This window comes from Bacillus paranthracis (assembly GCF_024296885.1).
GTDB classification, from domain to species: domain Bacteria; phylum Bacillota; class Bacilli; order Bacillales; family Bacillaceae_G; genus Bacillus_A; species Bacillus_A paranthracis.
Genome location: NZ_CP101135.1, coordinates 4481439 through 4501082, shown reverse-complemented (window position 1 = coordinate 4501082; position 19644 = coordinate 4481439). Strand labels below are relative to the sequence as shown.

Here is a 19644-nt window from a genome sequence, read left to right as displayed (position 1 = left end):
GTTTGTCGATAGTTGTAAGACTACATTTCCAGTAGAGTAGGGGAGGATTAAATTTTGGACAAGGAGTTGCTTTATGGGGAACAATATGACAAACAAACGAATTGATGAGTTAGATTACATTCGTGGCTTCGCATTACTGGGGATTATTTTAGTAAATATTCTTGCACTACTTAACATTAAAATTCCAGATCCTAATACAGTGGATGCTAGTTATCAAAGGTTTTTATACTTATTTGTAGAAGGTCGTTTCTTCTCAATCTTCTCATTTTTATTTGGAGTGGGATTCTATATCTTTATCTCTAGAGCAATTGCAAAGGGCAAAAATGGATATGTTTTATTTTTCCGCCGCTTAGTTGCACTATTCATTTTCGGTTTGATTCATCAAATGTTTCAGCCTGGAGAAGCACTAGCGTTATACGCAATTTGCGGGTTAATTGTTTTACCGTTTTATAAGGCGAAAAAAGAAGTGAACCTAGTACTAGGGCTTATTTTAACAATTACCTTCAGTGTAATGGGAGCGAAAGAACTATTACCACTTGGCTTAATTTTATTAGGGCTTGCTGCAGGACAATATCGTGTATTTGAAAATCTTACACAAAATATAAAGAAAGTCGCTATTTTTACAGGTATTATGTTTGCTTTAAGTGTCATAGCTGTGTGGTATCAATATGGGCATGTGCCTGCAGATCCATTTGTAAATATGATACTTATGAATGAGGACGGAACAATGGATGCTACAAGCCAATTTTTAAAAATTGGTGTTACAGTGGGACCAATTATTTCAGCTTTCTATGTTGGAGCATTAATTTTACTACTTCAATTAAAACCAGTTCAAACATTGTTAGCGCCACTGAAATATTATGGTCGTATGGCTTTAACGAATTATATCGGTCAAACTGCAATGATTTTAATTGCAGGAAGTGTATGTAACTTTGCAGGTAACTTAACGTACGTGCAGACGTTATATGTGTGTATTGCAATTTATGCAATTCAAATTGTGTTTAGTGTGATTTGGATGAAAATCTTTAAAATGGGTCCATTAGAATGGATTTGGCGTGTTATTACGTATTGGACGGTAACGCCTTTAAAGAAATAAAGAGAGAAGTGGGCTGTTCCTTTTGTGGAACAGCCTATTTATATTGTCGGCTTTTGTCGATAAGTCGATATATTTTGAAAATCGCTGATAAAAGTAGGAGAATCGTCGATATATTTGAAAAATCGCCGATATAATTTCAGTTACCGATTCACTATGTCACTAGTATTAATAGCGAAGCTTACAAGTACACCTTTGTTATATTACAAAAGTGTAAGGTAATTGTAATGTTAACAAATAGCAGTTCATCTCCAAAAGGCGCAAAATAGGTAATGGAAAAACAAGCGTAGGAGGATATATATGACGAAACCAGTTGTAGACGTGAAAAACGTTCAAAAAGTGTACGGTAAAAAAGGTGAGAACCAATCACATGCATTAAAAGGTGTATCATTCTCAATTCAAGAGGGTGAGTTTGTTGGCATTATGGGACCATCTGGTTCTGGTAAAACGACATTATTAAATGTAATTTCAACGCTAGATAAAGCAACGGGCGGTGTTGTTGAAATTGCGGGAACGGATATTACAAAAATGAAGCAAGGTGAGCTTTCAGATTTCCGTTCACAAAAGTTAGGATTCATCTTCCAAGACTTTAACTTATTAGAGAATTTATCTATTTACGAAAACATTGCACTTCCACTTTCTCTTCAAGGTGTCTCGTCGCGAAATATTGGGCCAAAAGTAGAAAAAGTAGCAGATATGTTAGGCATTTCAGCAATTCTTCAAAAGTATCCATCTGAAGTATCTGGTGGACAAAAGCAACGTTCAGCAGCGGCGCGTGCATTAGTGCATGAACCTGCAATTATTTTAGGGGACGAGCCAACAGGAGCGCTTGATTCTAAAAATGCAACGAGTTTACTTGATGCGATGACAAACTTAAATAAAGATCAAGGCGTATCTATTATGATGGTTACACATGATCCTTACAGTGCAAGTTACTGTCAGCGTATTTTATTCATTCAAGATGGTGAGCTATATAAAGAAATTCACCGAGGCGGTACACGTGAAGAGTTTTATAAAGAGATTTTAGATGTGCTAGCAGACTTAGGCACACAAAAAGCGTAAGAAAGGAGGTTCCAGTATGTTATTTAAACTTTCCATGTCAGGATTGAAAAGTAAGCTGAAAGATTACATCGTCTTACTTGTTGGTCTTGTTATGTCTATCTCGATTTTTTATATGTTTCAAACGTTAGCGCTGAATAAAACATTTCTTGAATCTAATTCAATAATTAGGTCTATCGGATTCGTATTCCAAGCAGGTTCATTTTTATTAGCAATAATAACGTTCTTCTATATTTTATATGCGAACTCTTTCTTATTATCTCTTCGTCAAAAAGAGTTTGGTATGTATATGATGTTAGGGGCAAAAAAGCATAAAGTTACATTACTTATGTTTATCGAAACAATCGTATTAGGCGCTGCGTCTCTTGCGATCGGTATTACAGTTGGTGTAGGACTTGCAGAAGGTATCGGACAGTTATTAATGAAACAATTAGAATTTGCAGGTGAAGGGTATAAAGCATTTTACCTACCATCTATGACTGTTACTTGTATTTTCTTCTTTGCACTATTTGTATTATCAGCAATTATGAATAGTATTAAGTTATCACGTATTTCTGTACTGCAACTTGTACATGCAGATGCACAAACAGAACGTGTTGCGGTAAAAGGAAAAATGACAGGTGTAGTTGCATTCCTAGCGGTTATTTTATTAGGCATTGGCTATGCATCGATGATTTACATGGAAAAACTAAGAGAAATGGGAATCCTTATTGCATTAATTACAACAACAGCTGGTACTTACATGCTATTTGGATCACTTCTTCCGGTTATTATTAAAAAGTTAAAAAGCAATAAAAAGCGTAGTGAAAAAGGACTTAACGCTTTTACATTTGCGCAATTAAACTTCCGTATTAACAGTTTAACAAAGGTACTTGCAACAGTAGCAATGTTAGTTGCTCTTGGAGCCGGTGCAATTTCAGGTGGTATGGCATTTAAAAATAACGTTATAAAAACGGTTGATGGATTTGAAATTTATGATTCGATTATTCATAATCCTACAGCTGAAGAGAAGAAAATTTTAGATGGTATATCATTTAAAAATAAAACTGAGTATCGTTATAAAGTAGACGACAAATATATTTATTATGTAAAAGAAGATTTAGAGAAACATAAACCATTCATTCGAGATGGTGTAGGGAAGGAAAGTTTCGGTAAATATAAAGAAGTTTCAGGAGAAGCTCCAGTAGGTACAGTAGCAGGAGCAGTGCAAGAGCAAAATGAAAAAGCAATGCCTGAAGAATGGGAAGAGGCATTTAGAACAATTCAACCATACTATATATACAAAGATCATGCCGTTAAAATTGTAGATCAAAAAATGTACGATACTGTAAACGGTAAAGAAGGAATCGTATTTATTGGAAAAACAGATGATTTTGTAGCATACACAAAAGAATGGAAAAAACTTGACGAGTTGCAGCTAGTTAAATATAAAAATGTAAAAGCTGAACAAATGAGTAGTAAATATCAAATATATGACATGTTCTACGGTCTTGCGAGTGGAACAGTATTTATGGGATTCTTCCTTGGAATTGCGTTCTTAGCAATGATGGCAAGTTGTTTAATGTTCAAAATTCTTTCTGGTGCATCAAAAGATATTACGCGTTATCAAATGCTTCGTAAAATCGGTGTGCGCCGTGAATTATTAACAAAATCAATTTATAAAGAGTTATTCTTAGTCTTCCTATTCCCAGCAATTGTAGGTATTGCTCACGTATTAGTTGGTATGAATATTTTCGGATTTATTTTACTTGATCCGTACTTCCGTATTTGGGTACCAATCGTAATTTTCGTAGTTATTTATGCGATTTATTACTTCATTACAGTTCAATTGTATAAAGGAATTGTTCTTCCGAAAGAAGATTAATAATAAAAACCGAGCAAAAACGCTCGGTTTTTATTATTTTCAGAAAAAACACTTCAATGTTACTTAAATATATAATATAATGTAAATAAGTAACATAATATAAAAGTAGAAGCAGCTGTAAAATGAAAGGAGGAATCCGATCTGTAGAAAGAGGCTGAACTTGTATCCCCTATTATTCCTACCCCTACTGTATTTGCACAATTATAAATTTCCAAACCTGAAAGTATATTGTAAAAATAATGGATAATACATGGAAATCTCATAGCGTGATAAGGTAAAATGGACAACATGATGAGAAAATTACCGTTCATAAGATGAGGAGAATACATGTATGGAAGTTGTAGAGGCATTAAAAGATATAAGCCAAATTGAGGCTATGAAAAAGTATTTAAAAGAGCACTCACAGCGAGATTATCTTTTATTTGTTATTGGAATTAACACAGGATTAAAGATTACTGAGCTACTTAGTATGAAATTTGAAGAGGTATTACATGAAGATGGAACTGTTAAAGAGTTTTATTCTCTTCCTGTGAAAGATGAAAAGTTTAAACAAGATATTTATTTAAATACAAAAGTAAAAGAAGCACTTTTAGAGTATGTACAATCTATTGATGTGAAAAGAGAAAACTACGTATTTCAATCGAATAAAACGAAAAATTCAATTACGCGTCAACAAGCGTATCGTGTAATTCATAATGCTGCTGAAGCGGTTGGGATTGTTGGAAAGATTGGAACGAACTCAATGAGAAAAACATTTGGATTTCACGCGTATAAAAGGGGAATAGCAATTGCGCTATTGCAAAAGCATTTTCATCACGCAACGCCATCAGAGACGCTCAAGTATTTAGGAATCTCAAAAGATGAAGAATTTAAAACCGAGATTGATGTTGATTTGTAAAAGCCGTAACTAAAAACTTTAGGAGGCGGGAATATGAATATTCGAGAGAGTGAATTACCGGGCATTGGATGTAAGTTTGAAGTAATTACAAAAGGTAATGAAAAGCTGGTTATTGTTATTCACGATGATGGCCGAAGAGAAATGTATCATTTTGATGCAGATCATGATGAAAGTATTTCAAGTATTTCTCTTCGTGATTCTGAAGCGAGACAAATTGCGGCTATATTAGGCGGAATGGTATATAGACCGCAAGCTTTAGACACAATTGAGATGGCTTTTGAAGGACTATCAATTGAATGGTTTAAGGTGGAAAATAACGCACCAGTCGTACAAAAAACAATTGGTAGCTTACATGTCAGAAAAACATATAACGTAACGATTATTGCTATTTTGAAAAAGAATATGAAGAAATTCTTTAATCCAGGTCCAGACTCTATTATTGAAGCTGGCGATATGCTTGTGTTATCGGGCGCGAGACATGAAGTGAAAAGAATTATTAATGAATTGCTTTCAGCAGGAGGTGATTCATAATCGATGGATACTTTAATCTTTGAAGTTGGAACTGCGTTAGTATTAGTAGCTTTTGCAGCTATCCTCGCTGCAAAGTTAAAGTTTTCGATTATTCCGTTTCTCATTATACTCGGTATGTTAGTGGGGCCTCATGCCCCAGATCTAGGACTTATCGATTTAAGGTTTATTGAAAGCGGAGAAGTTATTTCCTTCCTCGGCCGTGTTGGCGTCATATTCCTCCTATTCTATTTAGGCTTAGAATTCTCAATAAAAAAATTAATTAAATCAGGAAAGTCGATTGCTTTTGGGGGGACTGTTCACATATCACTTAATTTCTTATTAGGTTTGCTTTATGGATATGTGGTGGGATTCCCCTTATTAGAGACGTTAATTATTGCTGGAATCATTACAATTTCATCAAGTGCAATTGTTGCAAAAGTCATTGTTGATTTAAGAAGATCTGGTAATAAAGAGACGGAGCTGATTTTAGGAATCATTATGTTTGATGATATCTTTTTAGCGGTATATTTATCAGTCGTTTCAGGATTAGTGCTCGGTGGGGCAACATCATTTGTAGGTGCACTTACATCGGTGTTAATCGCAGTAGGGTATATGCTACTATTCTTTGTAATCGCTAGAAAAGCTACGCCGTTTTTAAATAAAATATTAGATATTTCCTCAAATGAAATTTTTATTATCGTAATATTCGCTATTTTATTCTTCGTAGCAGGATTTTCTGAAACGATTCATGTCGCTGAGGCAATTGGAGCGTTATTGTTAGGACTCGTCTTTTCTGAAACAGAGCATAGTGATCGAATTGAGAAGCTCGTCGTCCCATTCCGTGATTTCTTTGGAGCTATATTCTTTTTCGGTTTTGGTTTAAGCATAGATCCGTTTTCACTTGGAGGAGCAGTGTGGTTGGCCTTAGGTGCAGTTTTCATTACTCTAATCGGTAATTTTACTGCTGGAATGATTGCGGGACGTAAAGCCGGGTTATCCCATAAGGCTTCTACGAATATCGGTTTAACACTTGTATCGCGTGGAGAGTTCTCCATTATTGTAGCGAATATCGGCATTGCCGGTGGCTTAATGTCAGCGATTAAACCGTTCTCTGCTTTATATGTTTTAATATTGGCATCGTTAGGACCGTTATTAACGAAAGAGTCTGGGAGAATATACTCTCTACTAGATAAGGTATTTAAATGGAGTGCGAAAGAACGTGCAAAGCGAGAAAAGGAAGTCGGATAGTATAAAGAGGCTGCATGAACTTCATGTAGCCTCTTTATATAGTGTTGCTGTTGTCGTTTTTTGTCGGTAAGTCGATATATTTTAATAATCGCTGATATATTTCGAGAATCGTCGATATATCTTAATAATCGTCGATATATTTCCAAAATCGCCGATATATTTTCAAACAGCAATCAATATAATTTCATTTACCGACAAACCATTATCTGAATTTCATCAACTATTAATCAGTTGCCTTCCTATTTAAAAACGACTACAATTTTACTGTTATAGATGAACGAAAAAATAGAATAGGAGGGGAGACTATGCCAAGGAAAGTATGGCTATTAGTAGCTGGGATGATTATTAATGTCACGGGTGCTTCTTTTTTATGGCCTTTTAATACAATTTATTTGCATGATCACCTAGGAAAATCTTTATCTGTGGCCGGAATGGTATTAATGATCAATTCGCTTACTGGTGTAATCGGAAACTTGCTCGGTGGTGTTTTATTTGATAAATGGGGCGGTTATAAATCAACTTTAGTAGGGATTGTCATTACACTCGTATCGATTTTAGGTCTTGTGTTCTTCCACGGTTGGCCGTTATATGTTGTGTGGCTAGCGTTAATCGGCTTTGGTTCTGGAATGGTCTTCCCATCGATGTATGCGATGGTTGGTACGGTTTGGCCAGAGGGCGGAAGACGAGCATTTAATGCGATGTATGTTGGACAAAACGTTGGTATTGCGATTGGAACAGCGTGTGGTGGATTAGTTGCATCGTATCGTTTTGATTATATTTTCTTAGCAAACTTTATTTTATACTTTGTATTCTTCTTAATTGCTTTTATTGGATTCCGTGGTATGGAAGACAAAAAAGAGCCAGGAGTGCAAAAAGAAATCGAAACGAAAAAAGGTTGGTCGCTTACACCTGGATTCAAAGCACTTCTTATCGTATGTGTAGCATATGCTTTATGCTGGGTTACATACGTACAATGGCAAGGAGCAATTGCAACACATATGCAAGAGTTAAATATTAGTCTTCGTCACTATAGTTTATTATGGACGATAAACGGAGCGATGATCGTTTGTGCACAGCCACTAGTTAGTATGTTAATTCGCTGGATGAAGCGTTCGTTAAAACAACAAATTATGATTGGGATTCTTATTTTTGCAGTGTCATTCATTGTATTAAGTCAAGCGCAGCAATTTACGATGTTCCTCGTTGCGATGGTAACATTAACAATTGGTGAGTTATTCGTATGGCCAGCAGTTCCAACGATTGCAAATATACTTGCGCCAAAAGATAAGTTAGGGTTTTATCAAGGTGTTGTAAATAGTGCGGCGACTGTAGGGAAAATGTTCGGGCCGGTCGTTGGCGGAGCAATTGTGGATTTATACAATATGGAAGTATTGTTTATAGCAATCATGGTAATGCTTGTAGTAGCGCTTATCGCAACGAGTATTTATGATAAACGAGTAAAAGTAGAAGAAACAGTTGAAGAAAAAATTGCAGTTTAGTTTGACGGAACATGTTCACATGTTTTAGAATATATTTAAATAAAACAACCTTTAGAACAAGGGAGATAGCTCGGCTGTCTTAAGACGAATTCGTTAGTTATTAAAAGTAACGATTAACCGAGAAGCCCCGCTTTAAGTAAGCTCTTTAGAGATACGAAGTGGAGGGTAGTTCAAATTAACTCATATGTGTAATAACAGTGAGAAGGAGTAGTAGTAATAGAAGCTGGTTTAGAGAGTTGACGGTTGGTGCAAGTCAATCCACGTTTCGTTATGAACTCGCCTTTGAGTTGCAGTTGTGAAACTAATAGTAGCAATTGCCGTTAATCCACGTTACGGATCTAAGCGAATGTATATTTGTACATTAATTTAGGGTGGTACCGCGGGAATCTATAACCTCTCGTCCCTTTCTAGGGATGAGAGGTTTTTTGTATTTTGGGCGGTGAAAATAAATAGAATTTCAAGGAGGGTATCTCATGAGCTTTAATCATCAAGAAATTGAGAAGAAGTGGCAAGGGTACTGGGAAGAGAATAAAACATTCCGTACGCCAGATGAGACAGAAAAACCAAAATTTTATGCACTAGATATGTTCCCATATCCATCAGGTGCAGGCTTACACGTAGGACATCCAGAAGGTTATACAGCAACAGATATTTTATCTCGTATGAAGCGTATGCAAGGATATAACGTTCTTCATCCAATGGGATGGGATGCATTCGGTCTTCCAGCAGAGCAATATGCACTTGATACTGGAAACAGCCCAGCTGAATTTACAGAGCATAATATTAATACATTCCGTAACCAAATTAAATCATTAGGTTTCTCTTACGATTGGGACCGTGAAGTAAATACAACAGATCCAAACTACTACAAGTGGACACAATGGATCTTCCTAAAACTATTTGAAAAAGGCTTAGCTTACGTTGATGAAGTACCTGTAAACTGGTGCCCAGCACTTGGTACAGTACTTGCAAACGAAGAAATCATTGACGGTAAGAGTGAGCGCGGTGGACATCCAGTTGAGCGTCGTCCGATGAGACAGTGGATGTTAAAAATTACAGCTTACGGAGATCGTCTATTAGAAGATCTAGATGAGCTTGATTGGCCAGAAAGCTTAAAAGATATGCAACGTAACTGGATCGGTCGTTCTGAAGGTGCAGAAGTACACTTCAACATCGATGGTACAGACGAGAAGTTCACAGTTTTCACAACGCGTCCTGATACATTATTCGGTGCAAGCTACTGTGTACTTGCTCCAGAACATGCACTTGTTGCTGATATTACAACTGCTGAACAAAAAGAAGCTGTAGAAGCTTACATTAATTCTGTAAAAATGAAGAGTGATTTAGAGCGTACAGAACTTGCGAAAGAGAAAACTGGTGTATTCACTGGTGCTTACGCAGTTAACCCAGTAAATGGTGAGAAATTACCAATCTGGATCGCTGATTACGTTCTTGCAACTTACGGAACAGGTGCTGTAATGGCAGTTCCAGCTCATGATGAGCGTGACTATGAATTTGCATCAACGTTCAATCTTCCAATGAAGGAAGTTGTAAAAGGCGGAGACATTACGAAAGAAGCATACACAGGTGATGGTGAACACGTAAACTCAGCATTTCTTGATGGTTTAAATAAAGAAGAAGCAATCGCAAAAATGATTGAATGGCTTGAAGTAACGAGCGCAGGAAATCAAAAAGTAACATACCGTCTACGTGACTGGTTATTCAGCCGTCAACGTTACTGGGGTGAGCCAATTCCAGTTATTCACTGGGAAGATGGCACAATGACAGCTGTAAAAGAAGAAGAATTACCATTAGTTCTTCCGAAAACAGACAACATCCGTCCTTCAGGTACAGGTGAATCACCACTTGCTAACATTGACGAGTGGGTAAATGTTGTTGATCCTGAGACTGGTAAAAAAGGTCGTCGTGAAACGAACACAATGCCACAATGGGCTGGTAGCTGCTGGTATTACTTACGTTACATCGATCCAAACAATAGCGAAGCACTTGTAGATCCTGAAAAAGTAAAACAATGGCTTCCAGTTGATATTTATATCGGTGGTGCAGAGCACGCTGTACTTCACTTACTATATGCTCGTTTCTGGCATAAAGTATTATACGATATCGGTGTAGTTCCAACGAAAGAGCCGTTCCAACAATTATTCAACCAAGGTATGATTCTAGGTGAAAACAACGAGAAAATGAGTAAATCAAAAGGTAACGTTGTAAACCCTGATGATATCGTAGCAAGCCACGGTGCAGACACACTTCGTTTATACGAAATGTTCATGGGACCATTAGATGCTTCAATCGCTTGGTCTGAAAATGGCCTTGACGGAGCTCGTCGTTTCCTAGACCGCGTATGGCGTCTATTCGTTCAAGATAACGGTGAATTAAGTGAGAAAATTACTGACGCACCAAATAAAGAGCTTGAAAAAGCTTACCACCAAACAGTGAAGAAAGTAACAGAAGACTATGCAGAGCTTCGCTTCAACACAGCGATTTCTCAAATGATGGTATTCATCAACGATGCATACAAAGCTGAAACACTTCCGAAAGAATATGTAGAAGGTTTCGTAAAAATGATTGCACCAGTTGCACCTCACATCGGGGAAGAGCTATGGAGCAAACTTGGATACAATGAAACAATCACATATGCAAGCTGGCCAACATTTGATGAGTCTAAACTTGTAGAAGATGAAGTTGAAATCGTTGTTCAAGTTATGGGTAAAGTTCGCGCAAAACTAACAATGAGTAAAGACGCATCAAAAGAAGAAATGGAACAACTTGCACTTGAAGCAATTAAGGACCAAATTGAAGGGAAAACAGTTCGTAAAGTAATTGTAGTTCCTGGAAAACTTGTTAACGTTGTTGCAAACTAATGTATTCTAAATAAAAGCTCAGAGTATTTATGCTCTGAGCTTTTTTGTGTAGAAAATAATTTCTGGATCACCTTAGTCTAAGCTTTCAATTATTTCACTACGTACAAATAAAAGAGCGGAATTCCGATACAGACAAACACCTATTTTTCTATAGGAAATATGATAAAAAAGGTAGGCTAAATTGAGTAGAAGAGGTGAAAGGAATGAAAGGGATGGACAATAATGCACCACACGGATTTTTCGGAGGTGGATCGGATAGTTATGAACAAATGATGTTAATGGGAGGCGGACAACAAGGATATGGCGGAATTCCGAGCTGGATGGGTGGAACACCTGGAGGATTTTCCACATCAGTAGCTGGAGCACAAACTGGAATTCCAACATTAACAGGAGGATTTCCATCATCAGTAGCTGGAGTGCAAACAGGAATCCCAACATTTGTAGGCGGAGCAGCGGGAGGAGTACCAGTAGGCGTACCAACTACATTCCCATCTTTCGTTGGAGGAGTACAAACAGGATTTCCGGTACCGGGAGTAGGTGGTTATCCACAAGGTTTTTACGGTCACCATGGCCACCACGACGGTCATCATGGACACCATCATCAAGGTCACCATGGCCATCATGGACATCACCACCACCAAGGTCACCATGGCCATCATGGACACCATCACCACCAAGGTCACCACGGTCAACATGGACATCATCAACAACAAGTACATCACCACGGCCACCATCATATACATCCACAGGCTGTTCTTTATCAAACTCACCAAGGTCAACATGGTCACCAAGGTCAACATGGGCATCATCATCAAGGCCACCACGGCCACCAAGGTCAACATGGTCAACATGGTCAACATGGTCATCAAGGTTACCAAGGCCAACAACACCAACAACACCAACAATACCAACAGTATCAACAACAACAATCTTCTCCTTGGACAGGTGGAATTGGGGCAGGAGGAGCAGGGGCAGCAGCAGGAGCGGCTAGCATTAGTGGAGCTGCAGGACATGCGGGACACGTGGGTCATTAATGATTGCCAGAAAAAAAGACATAATAAAAAACTGCTAGGAAATCCTAGCAGTTTTTTTCAGCTTCTTGGCGTTGACGTTCGATTTCAGCACGAAGTTGTGGTTCTGGTGCTTGCCAGCCTTCAGGTTTTAGAATTTTACCGTCACCTTCGCGGAATCGAGGTTTCCCGTCAGGGAATAGTTTTGCCATGTTTGCGTTATTTACAATTTCGAATCCTTTATCAGGACGTACGCCCATTTCGGCAAACGTGCCGAATGCAAAGTAAATAAGGTCAATCAGTGCATCATATTGATCTTCAACAGTCGTTGCTTCTAGAAATTCTTCTAGCTCTTCTTGCATAAAACTCGCACGGATTTTTGCACGTTCTTCTGTTAATTTTGTTGGAGTATTTGTCACAGGATGTCCGAATACTTCATGCATTTTCGCAACAAGTTCGTACCCTTTATCTAAACCTTTTTCGTTTGTCATGTTGTTTCATCCTTTCTCGCTTTGTCCGAATCTCATTGTAACATAGGGTGATTATGAAATGAAAAGGGACTGTTTAAAAGTTGCATCTTTTAGTTAAGATAGGGAAATATTATATCGACTAAACGACAAAACATAATCCATTAATAAAAGAAAGCCATCCCGGAATATTTTTGGGACGGCCCTGCTCGTTATTTTTCTTCTTTTATTAAAATGGATAAAATAAGGTCGATGCCAAACATACCAACGAGCAACATTGGTATAACGACAAGTAAATAACGCGTGAAGGAAACATTTTTTAAGTATGTATGAGCAAATAAAAAGACGCCGAGAAATAAAATACCATTTAAAATAGGCTTTACTAATTTTTTAGACATAAGCTCCCCCATAAATATCTTCTCTCTCTATCTAAAATAAAAACTCCTCTTTCCGTTGTATCATGCTGGAGAGAGGAGTTCAATCATTTCTCATTCAATTACACCAGAATTTGTAATATTTACGGTGTATTTTATATGAACTGGAACATCTTTATACATTTGTCTCCATTCTTCTAATTTGAATGGGCGATAATGTTGCTTATACTTTGCACCTAGCCCGAGAGGATCGACGCCTAAAGATTTTAGTTGCTTAATTAACTTAGCAGCTTGTTTATCTAATTGTTTTTGGACATTTTTTTCAATGTTTTTTGTGTTCTTGTTATTTTCTAAGTTAATTTGTTTTGATAGTTCTTGAATACGTGCATCAAGACGAACGTGAATGAAAAAGGAAGGCTTCCCGTTTTTAATTTTTATATCGTAAGTTGGAACAGAACGAATATTATTAATCATTACATACGCAGAATCTGTTTTAAATTCATGTGAATCTAATTTATGTTTCTCTAATAGTCCTTTAAATATGAACATATCTTTTTCCGCAATTTTACCGATATATTTATCCTTTTTAAAAAGGCCAATGCCGTTAATTTTTATTTTATCACCATGCTTCTTTAGAATGGGAATATAGTAGTCTTGCCCTTCTTGATAATAACGGAATGCTCCTATATGTAGATTATCCGCTGGTAAAGGTCCGGTCTCCATATTATGTTCTAGCAATTTTTTTATATAAATTGCAACGTTGTATGAAGTCGAATATTTGCCTTTTAAAAGTTCAGTACCATTCCCATCTAATAAAGCAGCATATAAAGCGTTCCCTATATTCACATCTCGAAGTAATGTATCGAATGAAGTAGACATTCCTGTTTTGGCAAGTTTTATCGTATATAGAGCGACACGCATTTGCCCACTAGCAAACGGTTGAGAAGACTCTAATGATGTGTCTGCTTTTACTTGTTTTACCGCATTTGCGGTGCCTTCAAAAACTTGAACTTTATTTCCTTTTTTCTGAATGGGACAAACGAATGTCACTTTTACTTTTTTATCTTTTGCAACATCAAATACTGTTCCTTGAATAAGTTGTACATCATCGATAATATTTTTTTGTAAACACCCAGTTAGACTGAAGAGTGTTATACAAGAAATAAGTATTAATTTACTTGTGCTTTTGATTTTTTCCATTTTCTTTTCACCCACACAATAATAAATAGAATTGGGATGTATACATAAATGAGCCAAAAACTAACCTTCGATGCATTACTAATAAAGTTATTAATATCGTGTCTGTTTGTTAAAAGTTGCGAAACAATGAGCGTGATAAAGATAAAAGCGATTAAAACACCTCTTTGCTTTACGCGGAATATTTCGTGAGTTGCTCTCATTGACGCCCATAAAGGGAGGATAAAACTTGAAATAATAACGAGTGCATAGCCTGAAATTGCAATATATTCAAGTCTTTCTATAAATGGCAATTGAATGACTTGGGTCATAGAAAGTTGGGGCCATATCGTTTTTAATAATTGTTTTTCACTAAAAAATGCAAAGGCTAAAAGGGTGCTAAATACATATAGTAGATTTGAAAATAGTGCTCCGTATTGAGCAAATTTATGAGACTGCATAGGCTTTTTTACAAATGGATAAACCATGAGATAAACCTCAAAACCAGTCATACTGTAGATTGACATTTGAGCGGATTTTAAAATATCTGAAAGAGAATGTGTGAATATAGGGAGTACATTATCCCAATGCGAGTATTTCAAAACGAATAGGCTCAGAAATAAATACCCAATTGTACCACCAACAGAGATGACGCAAATACCGGTAATTACACGAAATCCAGAAGAGATAATGTAATAGCTAACTAAGCACAAAAAGAGTGTTAACATAAAGGTGGAAGCGGTAGGAAACATCCATACTTGAATAATTTCAACATACGTTCGAATAACCGAAATACTGACGATTAAAAAATAAGCTGCAAAGATGATATTAAAGACATTCCCTATCCACTTTCCAAACGTTTGCCTTTGTAAATCAATTAAATTTCCATTTGTTTCTTTTAATAAAAAATACATCATCCATATAAGAAGATGGATACAGAGCCCTGTGATTACAACGCCCATCCAGCCGTCGTATCCAGCGGCCTTTGCAATGATTCTAGCGAAGCCAAGAACGCCAGCACCGAACTGTGCACCGTGAATTAAGAAGAAAACAAAGATAGGAGATATTTGATATTTTTCTTGAACTTTACTCATCAAATGCACCTCATTTCTTAATCATCAAAGTCTGATCTATGTTTCGTTGAAATTCCTTTTGCTGCTTTTTTTACATGTTGTGGCCTTGCTTGTACATCCCGTGTATCAATCATTGTTAAAGGGAAACGGATCCAAGAATCTTTAACAGATTGTTGTCTTGTTGGGTAGAACAAAGCGTACGGCTTGCGTAAAGAAGTAAGTCTAAATAGATGCGTAAATAAGAAGATAAATCCAAGTGAAATCCCGAAAAGTCCTCCTATTTCTGCAAATATGAGAAATGGGAAGCGTAGTAATCGAACCGCATTACCCATTTTATAAATAGGTGTAATAAAGGAAGCGAGTGCTGATAAGGCAACGATAATTAATAAAATATTACTCGTTAAACCAGCTTGTACAGATGCTTGCCCGATTACGATACCGCCTACAATACCGAGCGTTTGACCAACTTTCATCGGTAACCTCGCGCCAGCTTCCCTCAGTAAGTCGATTGCAAGTTCTAAAAAGAGTGCTTCAATTAAAGGTGGGAATGGTACTTGTGCTCTTGATAAAATTAAAGTTTCAAGTAAATCACTTGGAATGAGTTCATAATGATAATTTAAAACTGCAACGTATAACGGTGTAGCACAAATTGAAAATAGAACGGCAATTAATCTTAAAATCCTTGAAAATGTAGCGTACATCCAAGAGACGTTGTAGTCTTCTGGTGAAATGAAAAAATCGAAATAGGATACAGGTGTTAGTAAAACACTTGGAGAACCGTCCACAAAAATAGCGATTTTTCCATCGATTAGTGCTTTTGTAACTCTATCAGTGCGTTCTGTATTGATATAGAGAGGGAAAATCGACTTTTCTCCCATCAATTCTTGTATATAAGCACTATCATTAATTTGATCATATTCAAGAGCACGTAAAGACTCCTCTAGAAAATCAACATTATCTTTTTCAGCGAGGTTGTCTAAATACATCATGACAACTTTTGTTTTGGAAAACTCACCGATAATCATCTCTTTTGTTTGTAAATCTAAAACAGGAAGACGTTTTCGTACTAAATTTATGTTTGTATCAATATCCTCTACAAAACCTTCTTGCGGACCAATAACAGTCGATTCGTTTAAAGGAGGAGTTGGTGCACGATAATTATCAATTGCAATATTTGCGAGCATACATTTTTGATCTTGTTGATTTACTTGAACAATCGCATGCCCCTTTAAAACCATATCCTCAATTTTTTGTAAATCGTTCGTAATTGTAATGCCGCTCATCGGAATATGTTCTTTCAGCTCTTCTAATGAAGCGTTAGGTCGTTCTAATAGAGTAGGCATTAAATACTTTTGCAACTTCTCACCATCAAGTGAAGGTCGATAGTAAGAAATCCAATAAGGCATCGTTTCATCGTCAGATGTATGATAATTCACAAAATCACTAGACTTTTTGAGTTTCTCTATTAAATCTTGTAGAGAATGAATACGATCTTTTTCTGGTTTCGTAAAATCATAAATACTATTACCTTTAGCGTTTTGCTGTTGTTGCCCTTGATCTGAGTTGTTTTGTTTAGAGTGTTGTTGATCTTGCCCCGAGTTGTCTTGCTTGGAATGTTGTTGTTGATCTTGCTCTGATATGTCTCGCTTAGGATGTTGCTGTTGTTCTTGAGAAGATTCGTCTTGTTTAGCACTTTGTTGTTGATCCTGCTCCGAGTCGTTTTGTTTAGAATGTTGCTGTTGATCTTGCTCTGATATGTCTTGCTTAGAATGCTGCTGTTGCCCTTGATCTGAGTTGTTTTGTTTAGAGTGTTGTTGTTGATCTTGCTCCGAGTTGTCTTGCTTGGAATGTTGCTGTTGATTTTGCTCTGATATGTCTTGTTTAGAGTGTTGTTGTTGTTGTTGTTGTTGTTGTCCTTGAGAAGATTCATCTTGTTTAGCACTTTGTTGCTGATTTTGATTCGATTGATTTTGCTGATTATCTTGAGAAGATTCCTTGTGTTCCTCTTTTTTTTGCTCGCTATTGTTACCTTTATTATGTTTCGTACTTCTAGTCTGTTCTTTGTTGTCGTCCTCTTGATTGTTAGGTTTTTGCTCCGAATTATCTGTTTCGTTTTTCTCTGTTGTATTTGATTTTTTTTTCTTACGTAGCCAATTCCAAATCATATGTATGCCCTCTTTAATTGTGTAATATAGTGCTATTTTGTGGCTAATTTTGTATATTATTCATTTATTTATGAAAAGAAGGAGGAGATGGGTTTGCATAGAAAAAATCTTTTAGTAAGCAGTTCATACTATGACGAGAAGAGGGCGAGTCTGTGAAAATTGTAAAAAAGGAGAAGTTTATTTTAAAGGAGTTTACATTTGAAAATGGTAGGACAATTCCTGTTCAAATGGGGTATGAGACGTATGGTACTTTAAATAGAGAGAGATCCAATGTGATTTTGATTTGTCATTATTTTAGTGCAACTAGTCACGCAGCAGGAAAATATACAGCGCATGATGAGGAGTCTGGTTGGTGGGATGGTTTAATTGGACCGGGAAAAGCAATTGATACAAATAAATACTTCGTTATATGCACTGATAATCTTTGTAATGTGCAGGTGAAGAACCCTTATGTAATTACAACGGGACCGAAATCGATTAATCCGGAAACTGGAGATGAATATGCGATGGACTTTCCGGTTTTTACATTTCTTGATGTAGCTCGTATGCAATATGAGTTGATAAAAGATATGGGAATCGCAAGGCTACATGCTGTAATGGGACCGTCAGCTGGCGGGATGATTGCGCAGCAATGGTCTGTTCATTATCCTCATATGGTAGAGCGGATGATTGGTGTGATTACGAACCCGCAAAATCCAATTATTACATCGGTAAATGTAGCGCAAAATGCAATTGAGGCTATCCGGCTGGATCCAAGTTGGAAGGGCGGAAAATATGGAGAAGTGCAGCCAATGAAGGGGCTTCATTTAGCAAATAGAATGATGTTTATGAACGCGTTTGATGAGCATTTTTATGAAACGACATTTCCTCGTAATAGTATAGAGAAAGCACCTTATGAAACATTTTCTACATTAACATCATTTGAGAAGGAAATTAAAAAAGTGACAAATAGAAGTATAGATTTAGTAGATGCAAATTCATGGATGTACACTGCGAAAGCAGTTTTATTACATGATATTGCGCATGGATTTTCGTCTTTAGAAGAGGCGCTGTCTAATATAGAAGCAAATGTACTTATGATTCCGTGTAAACAAGATTTGCTTCAGCCGTCACGTTATAATTATAAAATGGTAGACCTATTGCAAAAACAAGGGAAGTATGCGGAAGTATATGAGATCGAAAGTATAAATGGGCATATGGCGGGAGCATTTGATATTCATTTATTTGAAAAGAAAGTTTATGAATTTTTAAATCGGAAAGTGTCTAGTTTTGTGTAGAAAATAAATGATGTGAAAAAGGTGCAATGTATGTAGTAGGCACCTTTTTTTACATGATTTGTAGGCGGAAAATATATGTGGCAATTGCTATACCGAAGAATGCAATACTAAGTAATAGAAATAAGAATGACATTTCTTGTGGTGATTTTATCTTTCTATTATTTTTCATACTAAGTGCAATAATTGCAGCGAGTAAGAAAATGATGCCCATAATGAAAAGAAAAAGTGTCATTTTCATTGGCTCCTTTCATCAAACAAGTATATTGAGGATACAATGCACGAGTTATGTTTGTAAAGAATAAGTTTTGCGAGAAAATTGAGAAATAAATTCTCCGTTCTTTGCGTTCTTTCTTTCGCATGCTAAAATTGATGAGGAATGATTATTCAAGGAAGAAACTAAAGGTTTTTATTGTATATAAGGAGGAACGAAATATGACAGAAGTGAAAACAATTACTACAGAAGAAGTGCAAGAACGTTTAGAGAATGGAGAAACATTATTTCTAGTAGACGTAAGGGAAGATGAAGAAGTAGCGGCAGGGAAAATTCCAGAAGCTGTACATATTAAAATGGGCGATATCCCAAATAAAGTAGATTTCTTTGATAAAGAGAATGAATATATCTTTATTTGCCGTTCGGGAATGCGTAGTGAAAATGTATGCCATTATTTAAATGAGCAAGGCTTTAAAACAGTGAACATGGTTGGCGGTATGCTTCAATATGAAGGCGAAATCAAATAAGTAGTTTAAAAAACTTGAAACGAGTCTGTTTCAAGTTTTTTTCTTTTGCATACAGTGTACAAAAGGGGGATAGGTAAATGGGGATTAACTTGCGGAAAGTAAAAATTATAAATAATACAGGGGCTGTTAATGTCGGCGATTGTTATGATATCTCACCTTTAGCTGTAGCAAAAGTATATGCAGGTGCTGGAGGATCGAGTGCGGCTATTTTTTTAAATGGGAAAAGACAGCCAGAAGCGGTCATTAGAACATCGGTGTTTCTTCCGCCATTAGCAACAAGTACACGTACATTAGGCTCATAGAAGAAAGGT

General features: G+C 36.6%; 18 protein-coding genes and 1 other annotated feature. Of the genes, 12 read left to right on the top strand and 6 right to left on the bottom strand.

The genetic code is table 11. The features are described from left to right. The first annotated feature begins 73 nt into the window (after positions 1-73). From NLJ82_RS23275 to NLJ82_RS23235, 9 genes are all read left to right on the top strand, one after another. Entirely contained in the window at positions 74-1096 is a 1023-nt protein-coding gene (locus NLJ82_RS23275; protein ID WP_000527872.1) for a DUF418 domain-containing protein, read from the top strand. Between the two features lie 297 nt (positions 1097-1393). After that, on the top strand, positions 1394-2155 hold the full coding sequence (locus NLJ82_RS23270; RefSeq protein ID WP_000165846.1) for an ABC transporter ATP-binding protein: 762 nt from the start codon (positions 1394-1396) through the stop codon (positions 2153-2155). 16 nt (positions 2156-2171) lie between these two features. Then, complete coding sequence (locus tag NLJ82_RS23265; RefSeq protein WP_000897809.1) at positions 2172-4016, top strand: FtsX-like permease family protein; 1845 nt, start codon at positions 2172-2174, stop codon at positions 4014-4016. Between the two features lie 331 nt (positions 4017-4347). Further along, the gene (locus tag NLJ82_RS23260; protein ID WP_000454216.1) at positions 4348-4914 is read left to right on the top strand and encodes a tyrosine-type recombinase/integrase; all 567 of its coding nucleotides are present in this window, start codon (positions 4348-4350) and stop codon (positions 4912-4914) included. Positions 4915-4947: 33 nt separating this feature from the next. After that, a complete protein-coding gene (locus NLJ82_RS23255; RefSeq protein WP_001026041.1) occupies positions 4948-5445 on the top strand; it encodes a cation:proton antiporter regulatory subunit in 498 nt (165 codons plus the stop codon). 3 nt (positions 5446-5448) lie between these two features. Next, a complete protein-coding gene (locus NLJ82_RS23250; protein ID WP_000380201.1) occupies positions 5449-6672 on the top strand; it encodes a cation:proton antiporter in 1224 nt (407 codons plus the stop codon). Positions 6673-6977: 305 nt separating this feature from the next. Then, on the top strand, positions 6978-8171 hold the full coding sequence (locus tag NLJ82_RS23245) for an MDR family MFS transporter (RefSeq protein ID WP_001137551.1): 1194 nt from the start codon (positions 6978-6980) through the stop codon (positions 8169-8171). A 188-nt stretch (positions 8172-8359) separates the two neighbouring features. Then, positions 8360-8579: a binding site (T-box leader), on the top strand. Between the two features lie 65 nt (positions 8580-8644). Then, positions 8645-11053, top strand: a complete 2409-nt coding sequence (leuS, locus tag NLJ82_RS23240) for a leucine--tRNA ligase (protein ID WP_000009457.1) — start codon at positions 8645-8647, stop codon at positions 11051-11053. Between the two features lie 203 nt (positions 11054-11256). Further along, complete coding sequence (locus NLJ82_RS23235) at positions 11257-12087, top strand: hypothetical protein (RefSeq protein ID WP_000677607.1); 831 nt, start codon at positions 11257-11259, stop codon at positions 12085-12087. 44 nt (positions 12088-12131) lie between these two features. On the opposite strand, the gene NLJ82_RS23230 is transcribed toward NLJ82_RS23235, so the two are convergent. The 5 genes from NLJ82_RS23230 to NLJ82_RS23210 form a co-directional block, all read right to left on the bottom strand. Further along, complete coding sequence (locus NLJ82_RS23230; RefSeq protein WP_000180554.1) at positions 12132-12554, bottom strand: pyrophosphohydrolase domain-containing protein; 423 nt, start codon at positions 12552-12554, stop codon at positions 12132-12134. A gap of 188 nt (positions 12555-12742) precedes the next feature. Then, positions 12743-12928, bottom strand: a complete 186-nt coding sequence (locus tag NLJ82_RS23225) for a hypothetical protein (RefSeq protein WP_000038782.1) — start codon at positions 12926-12928, stop codon at positions 12743-12745. Positions 12929-13018: 90 nt separating this feature from the next. Then, complete coding sequence (gene gerHC, locus NLJ82_RS23220; protein WP_000411411.1) at positions 13019-14104, bottom strand: spore germination protein GerHC; 1086 nt, start codon at positions 14102-14104, stop codon at positions 13019-13021. After that, positions 14074-15174, bottom strand: coding sequence for a spore germination protein (locus NLJ82_RS23215; RefSeq protein WP_000049064.1), 1101 nt, complete (start codon positions 15172-15174; stop codon positions 14074-14076). The genes gerHC and NLJ82_RS23215 overlap by 31 nt, the downstream gene beginning before the upstream one ends. Positions 15175-15191: 17 nt before the next feature. After that, a complete protein-coding gene (locus NLJ82_RS23210; RefSeq protein WP_000638104.1) occupies positions 15192-17318 on the bottom strand; it encodes a spore germination protein in 2127 nt (708 codons plus the stop codon). Between the two features lie 152 nt (positions 17319-17470). Between NLJ82_RS23210 and NLJ82_RS23205 the strand changes: the two genes are divergently transcribed. Further along, on the top strand, positions 17471-18595 hold the full coding sequence (locus NLJ82_RS23205; RefSeq protein WP_000706678.1) for a homoserine O-acetyltransferase family protein: 1125 nt from the start codon (positions 17471-17473) through the stop codon (positions 18593-18595). A 49-nt stretch (positions 18596-18644) separates the two neighbouring features. On the opposite strand, the gene NLJ82_RS23200 is transcribed toward NLJ82_RS23205, so the two are convergent. Further along, positions 18645-18827, bottom strand: coding sequence for a hypothetical protein (locus tag NLJ82_RS23200; protein ID WP_000171887.1), 183 nt, complete (start codon positions 18825-18827; stop codon positions 18645-18647). Positions 18828-19027: 200 nt separating this feature from the next. On the opposite strand from NLJ82_RS23200, the gene NLJ82_RS23195 reads away from it, so the two are divergent. Beyond that, positions 19028-19333, top strand: coding sequence for a rhodanese-like domain-containing protein (locus NLJ82_RS23195; protein ID WP_000141211.1), 306 nt, complete (start codon positions 19028-19030; stop codon positions 19331-19333). Between the two features lie 77 nt (positions 19334-19410). Further along, on the top strand, positions 19411-19635 hold the full coding sequence (locus tag NLJ82_RS23190; RefSeq protein WP_000512463.1) for a spore germination protein: 225 nt from the start codon (positions 19411-19413) through the stop codon (positions 19633-19635). Positions 19636-19644: the final 9 nt, after the last annotated feature.

Excerpts from the sequence above, each read along its gene's own strand:
- NLJ82_RS23275 (WP_000527872.1), top strand. The coding sequence starts at position 74 with ATGGGGAACAATATGACAAACAAACGAATTGATGAGTTAGATTACATT.
- NLJ82_RS23270 (WP_000165846.1), top strand. The coding sequence starts at position 1,394 with ATGACGAAACCAGTTGTAGACGTGAAAAACGTTCAAAAAGTGTACGGT.
- NLJ82_RS23265 (WP_000897809.1), top strand. The coding sequence starts at position 2,172 with ATGTTATTTAAACTTTCCATGTCAGGATTGAAAAGTAAGCTGAAAGAT.
- NLJ82_RS23260 (WP_000454216.1), top strand. The coding sequence starts at position 4,348 with ATGGAAGTTGTAGAGGCATTAAAAGATATAAGCCAAATTGAGGCTATG.
- NLJ82_RS23255 (WP_001026041.1), top strand. The coding sequence starts at position 4,948 with ATGAATATTCGAGAGAGTGAATTACCGGGCATTGGATGTAAGTTTGAA.
- NLJ82_RS23250 (WP_000380201.1), top strand. The coding sequence starts at position 5,449 with ATGGATACTTTAATCTTTGAAGTTGGAACTGCGTTAGTATTAGTAGCT.
- NLJ82_RS23245 (WP_001137551.1), top strand. The coding sequence starts at position 6,978 with ATGCCAAGGAAAGTATGGCTATTAGTAGCTGGGATGATTATTAATGTC.
- leuS (WP_000009457.1), top strand. The coding sequence starts at position 8,645 with ATGAGCTTTAATCATCAAGAAATTGAGAAGAAGTGGCAAGGGTACTGG.
- NLJ82_RS23235 (WP_000677607.1), top strand. The coding sequence starts at position 11,257 with ATGAAAGGGATGGACAATAATGCACCACACGGATTTTTCGGAGGTGGA.
- NLJ82_RS23230 (WP_000180554.1), bottom strand. The coding sequence starts at position 12,554 with ATGACAAACGAAAAAGGTTTAGATAAAGGGTACGAACTTGTTGCGAAA.
- NLJ82_RS23225 (WP_000038782.1), bottom strand. The coding sequence starts at position 12,928 with ATGTCTAAAAAATTAGTAAAGCCTATTTTAAATGGTATTTTATTTCTC.
- gerHC (WP_000411411.1), bottom strand. The coding sequence starts at position 14,104 with ATGGAAAAAATCAAAAGCACAAGTAAATTAATACTTATTTCTTGTATA.
- NLJ82_RS23215 (WP_000049064.1), bottom strand. The coding sequence starts at position 15,174 with ATGAGTAAAGTTCAAGAAAAATATCAAATATCTCCTATCTTTGTTTTC.
- NLJ82_RS23210 (WP_000638104.1), bottom strand. The coding sequence starts at position 17,318 with ATGATTTGGAATTGGCTACGTAAGAAAAAAAAATCAAATACAACAGAG.
- NLJ82_RS23200 (WP_000171887.1), bottom strand. The coding sequence starts at position 18,827 with ATGACACTTTTTCTTTTCATTATGGGCATCATTTTCTTACTCGCTGCA.
- NLJ82_RS23195 (WP_000141211.1), top strand. The coding sequence starts at position 19,028 with ATGACAGAAGTGAAAACAATTACTACAGAAGAAGTGCAAGAACGTTTA.
- NLJ82_RS23190 (WP_000512463.1), top strand. The coding sequence starts at position 19,411 with ATGGGGATTAACTTGCGGAAAGTAAAAATTATAAATAATACAGGGGCT.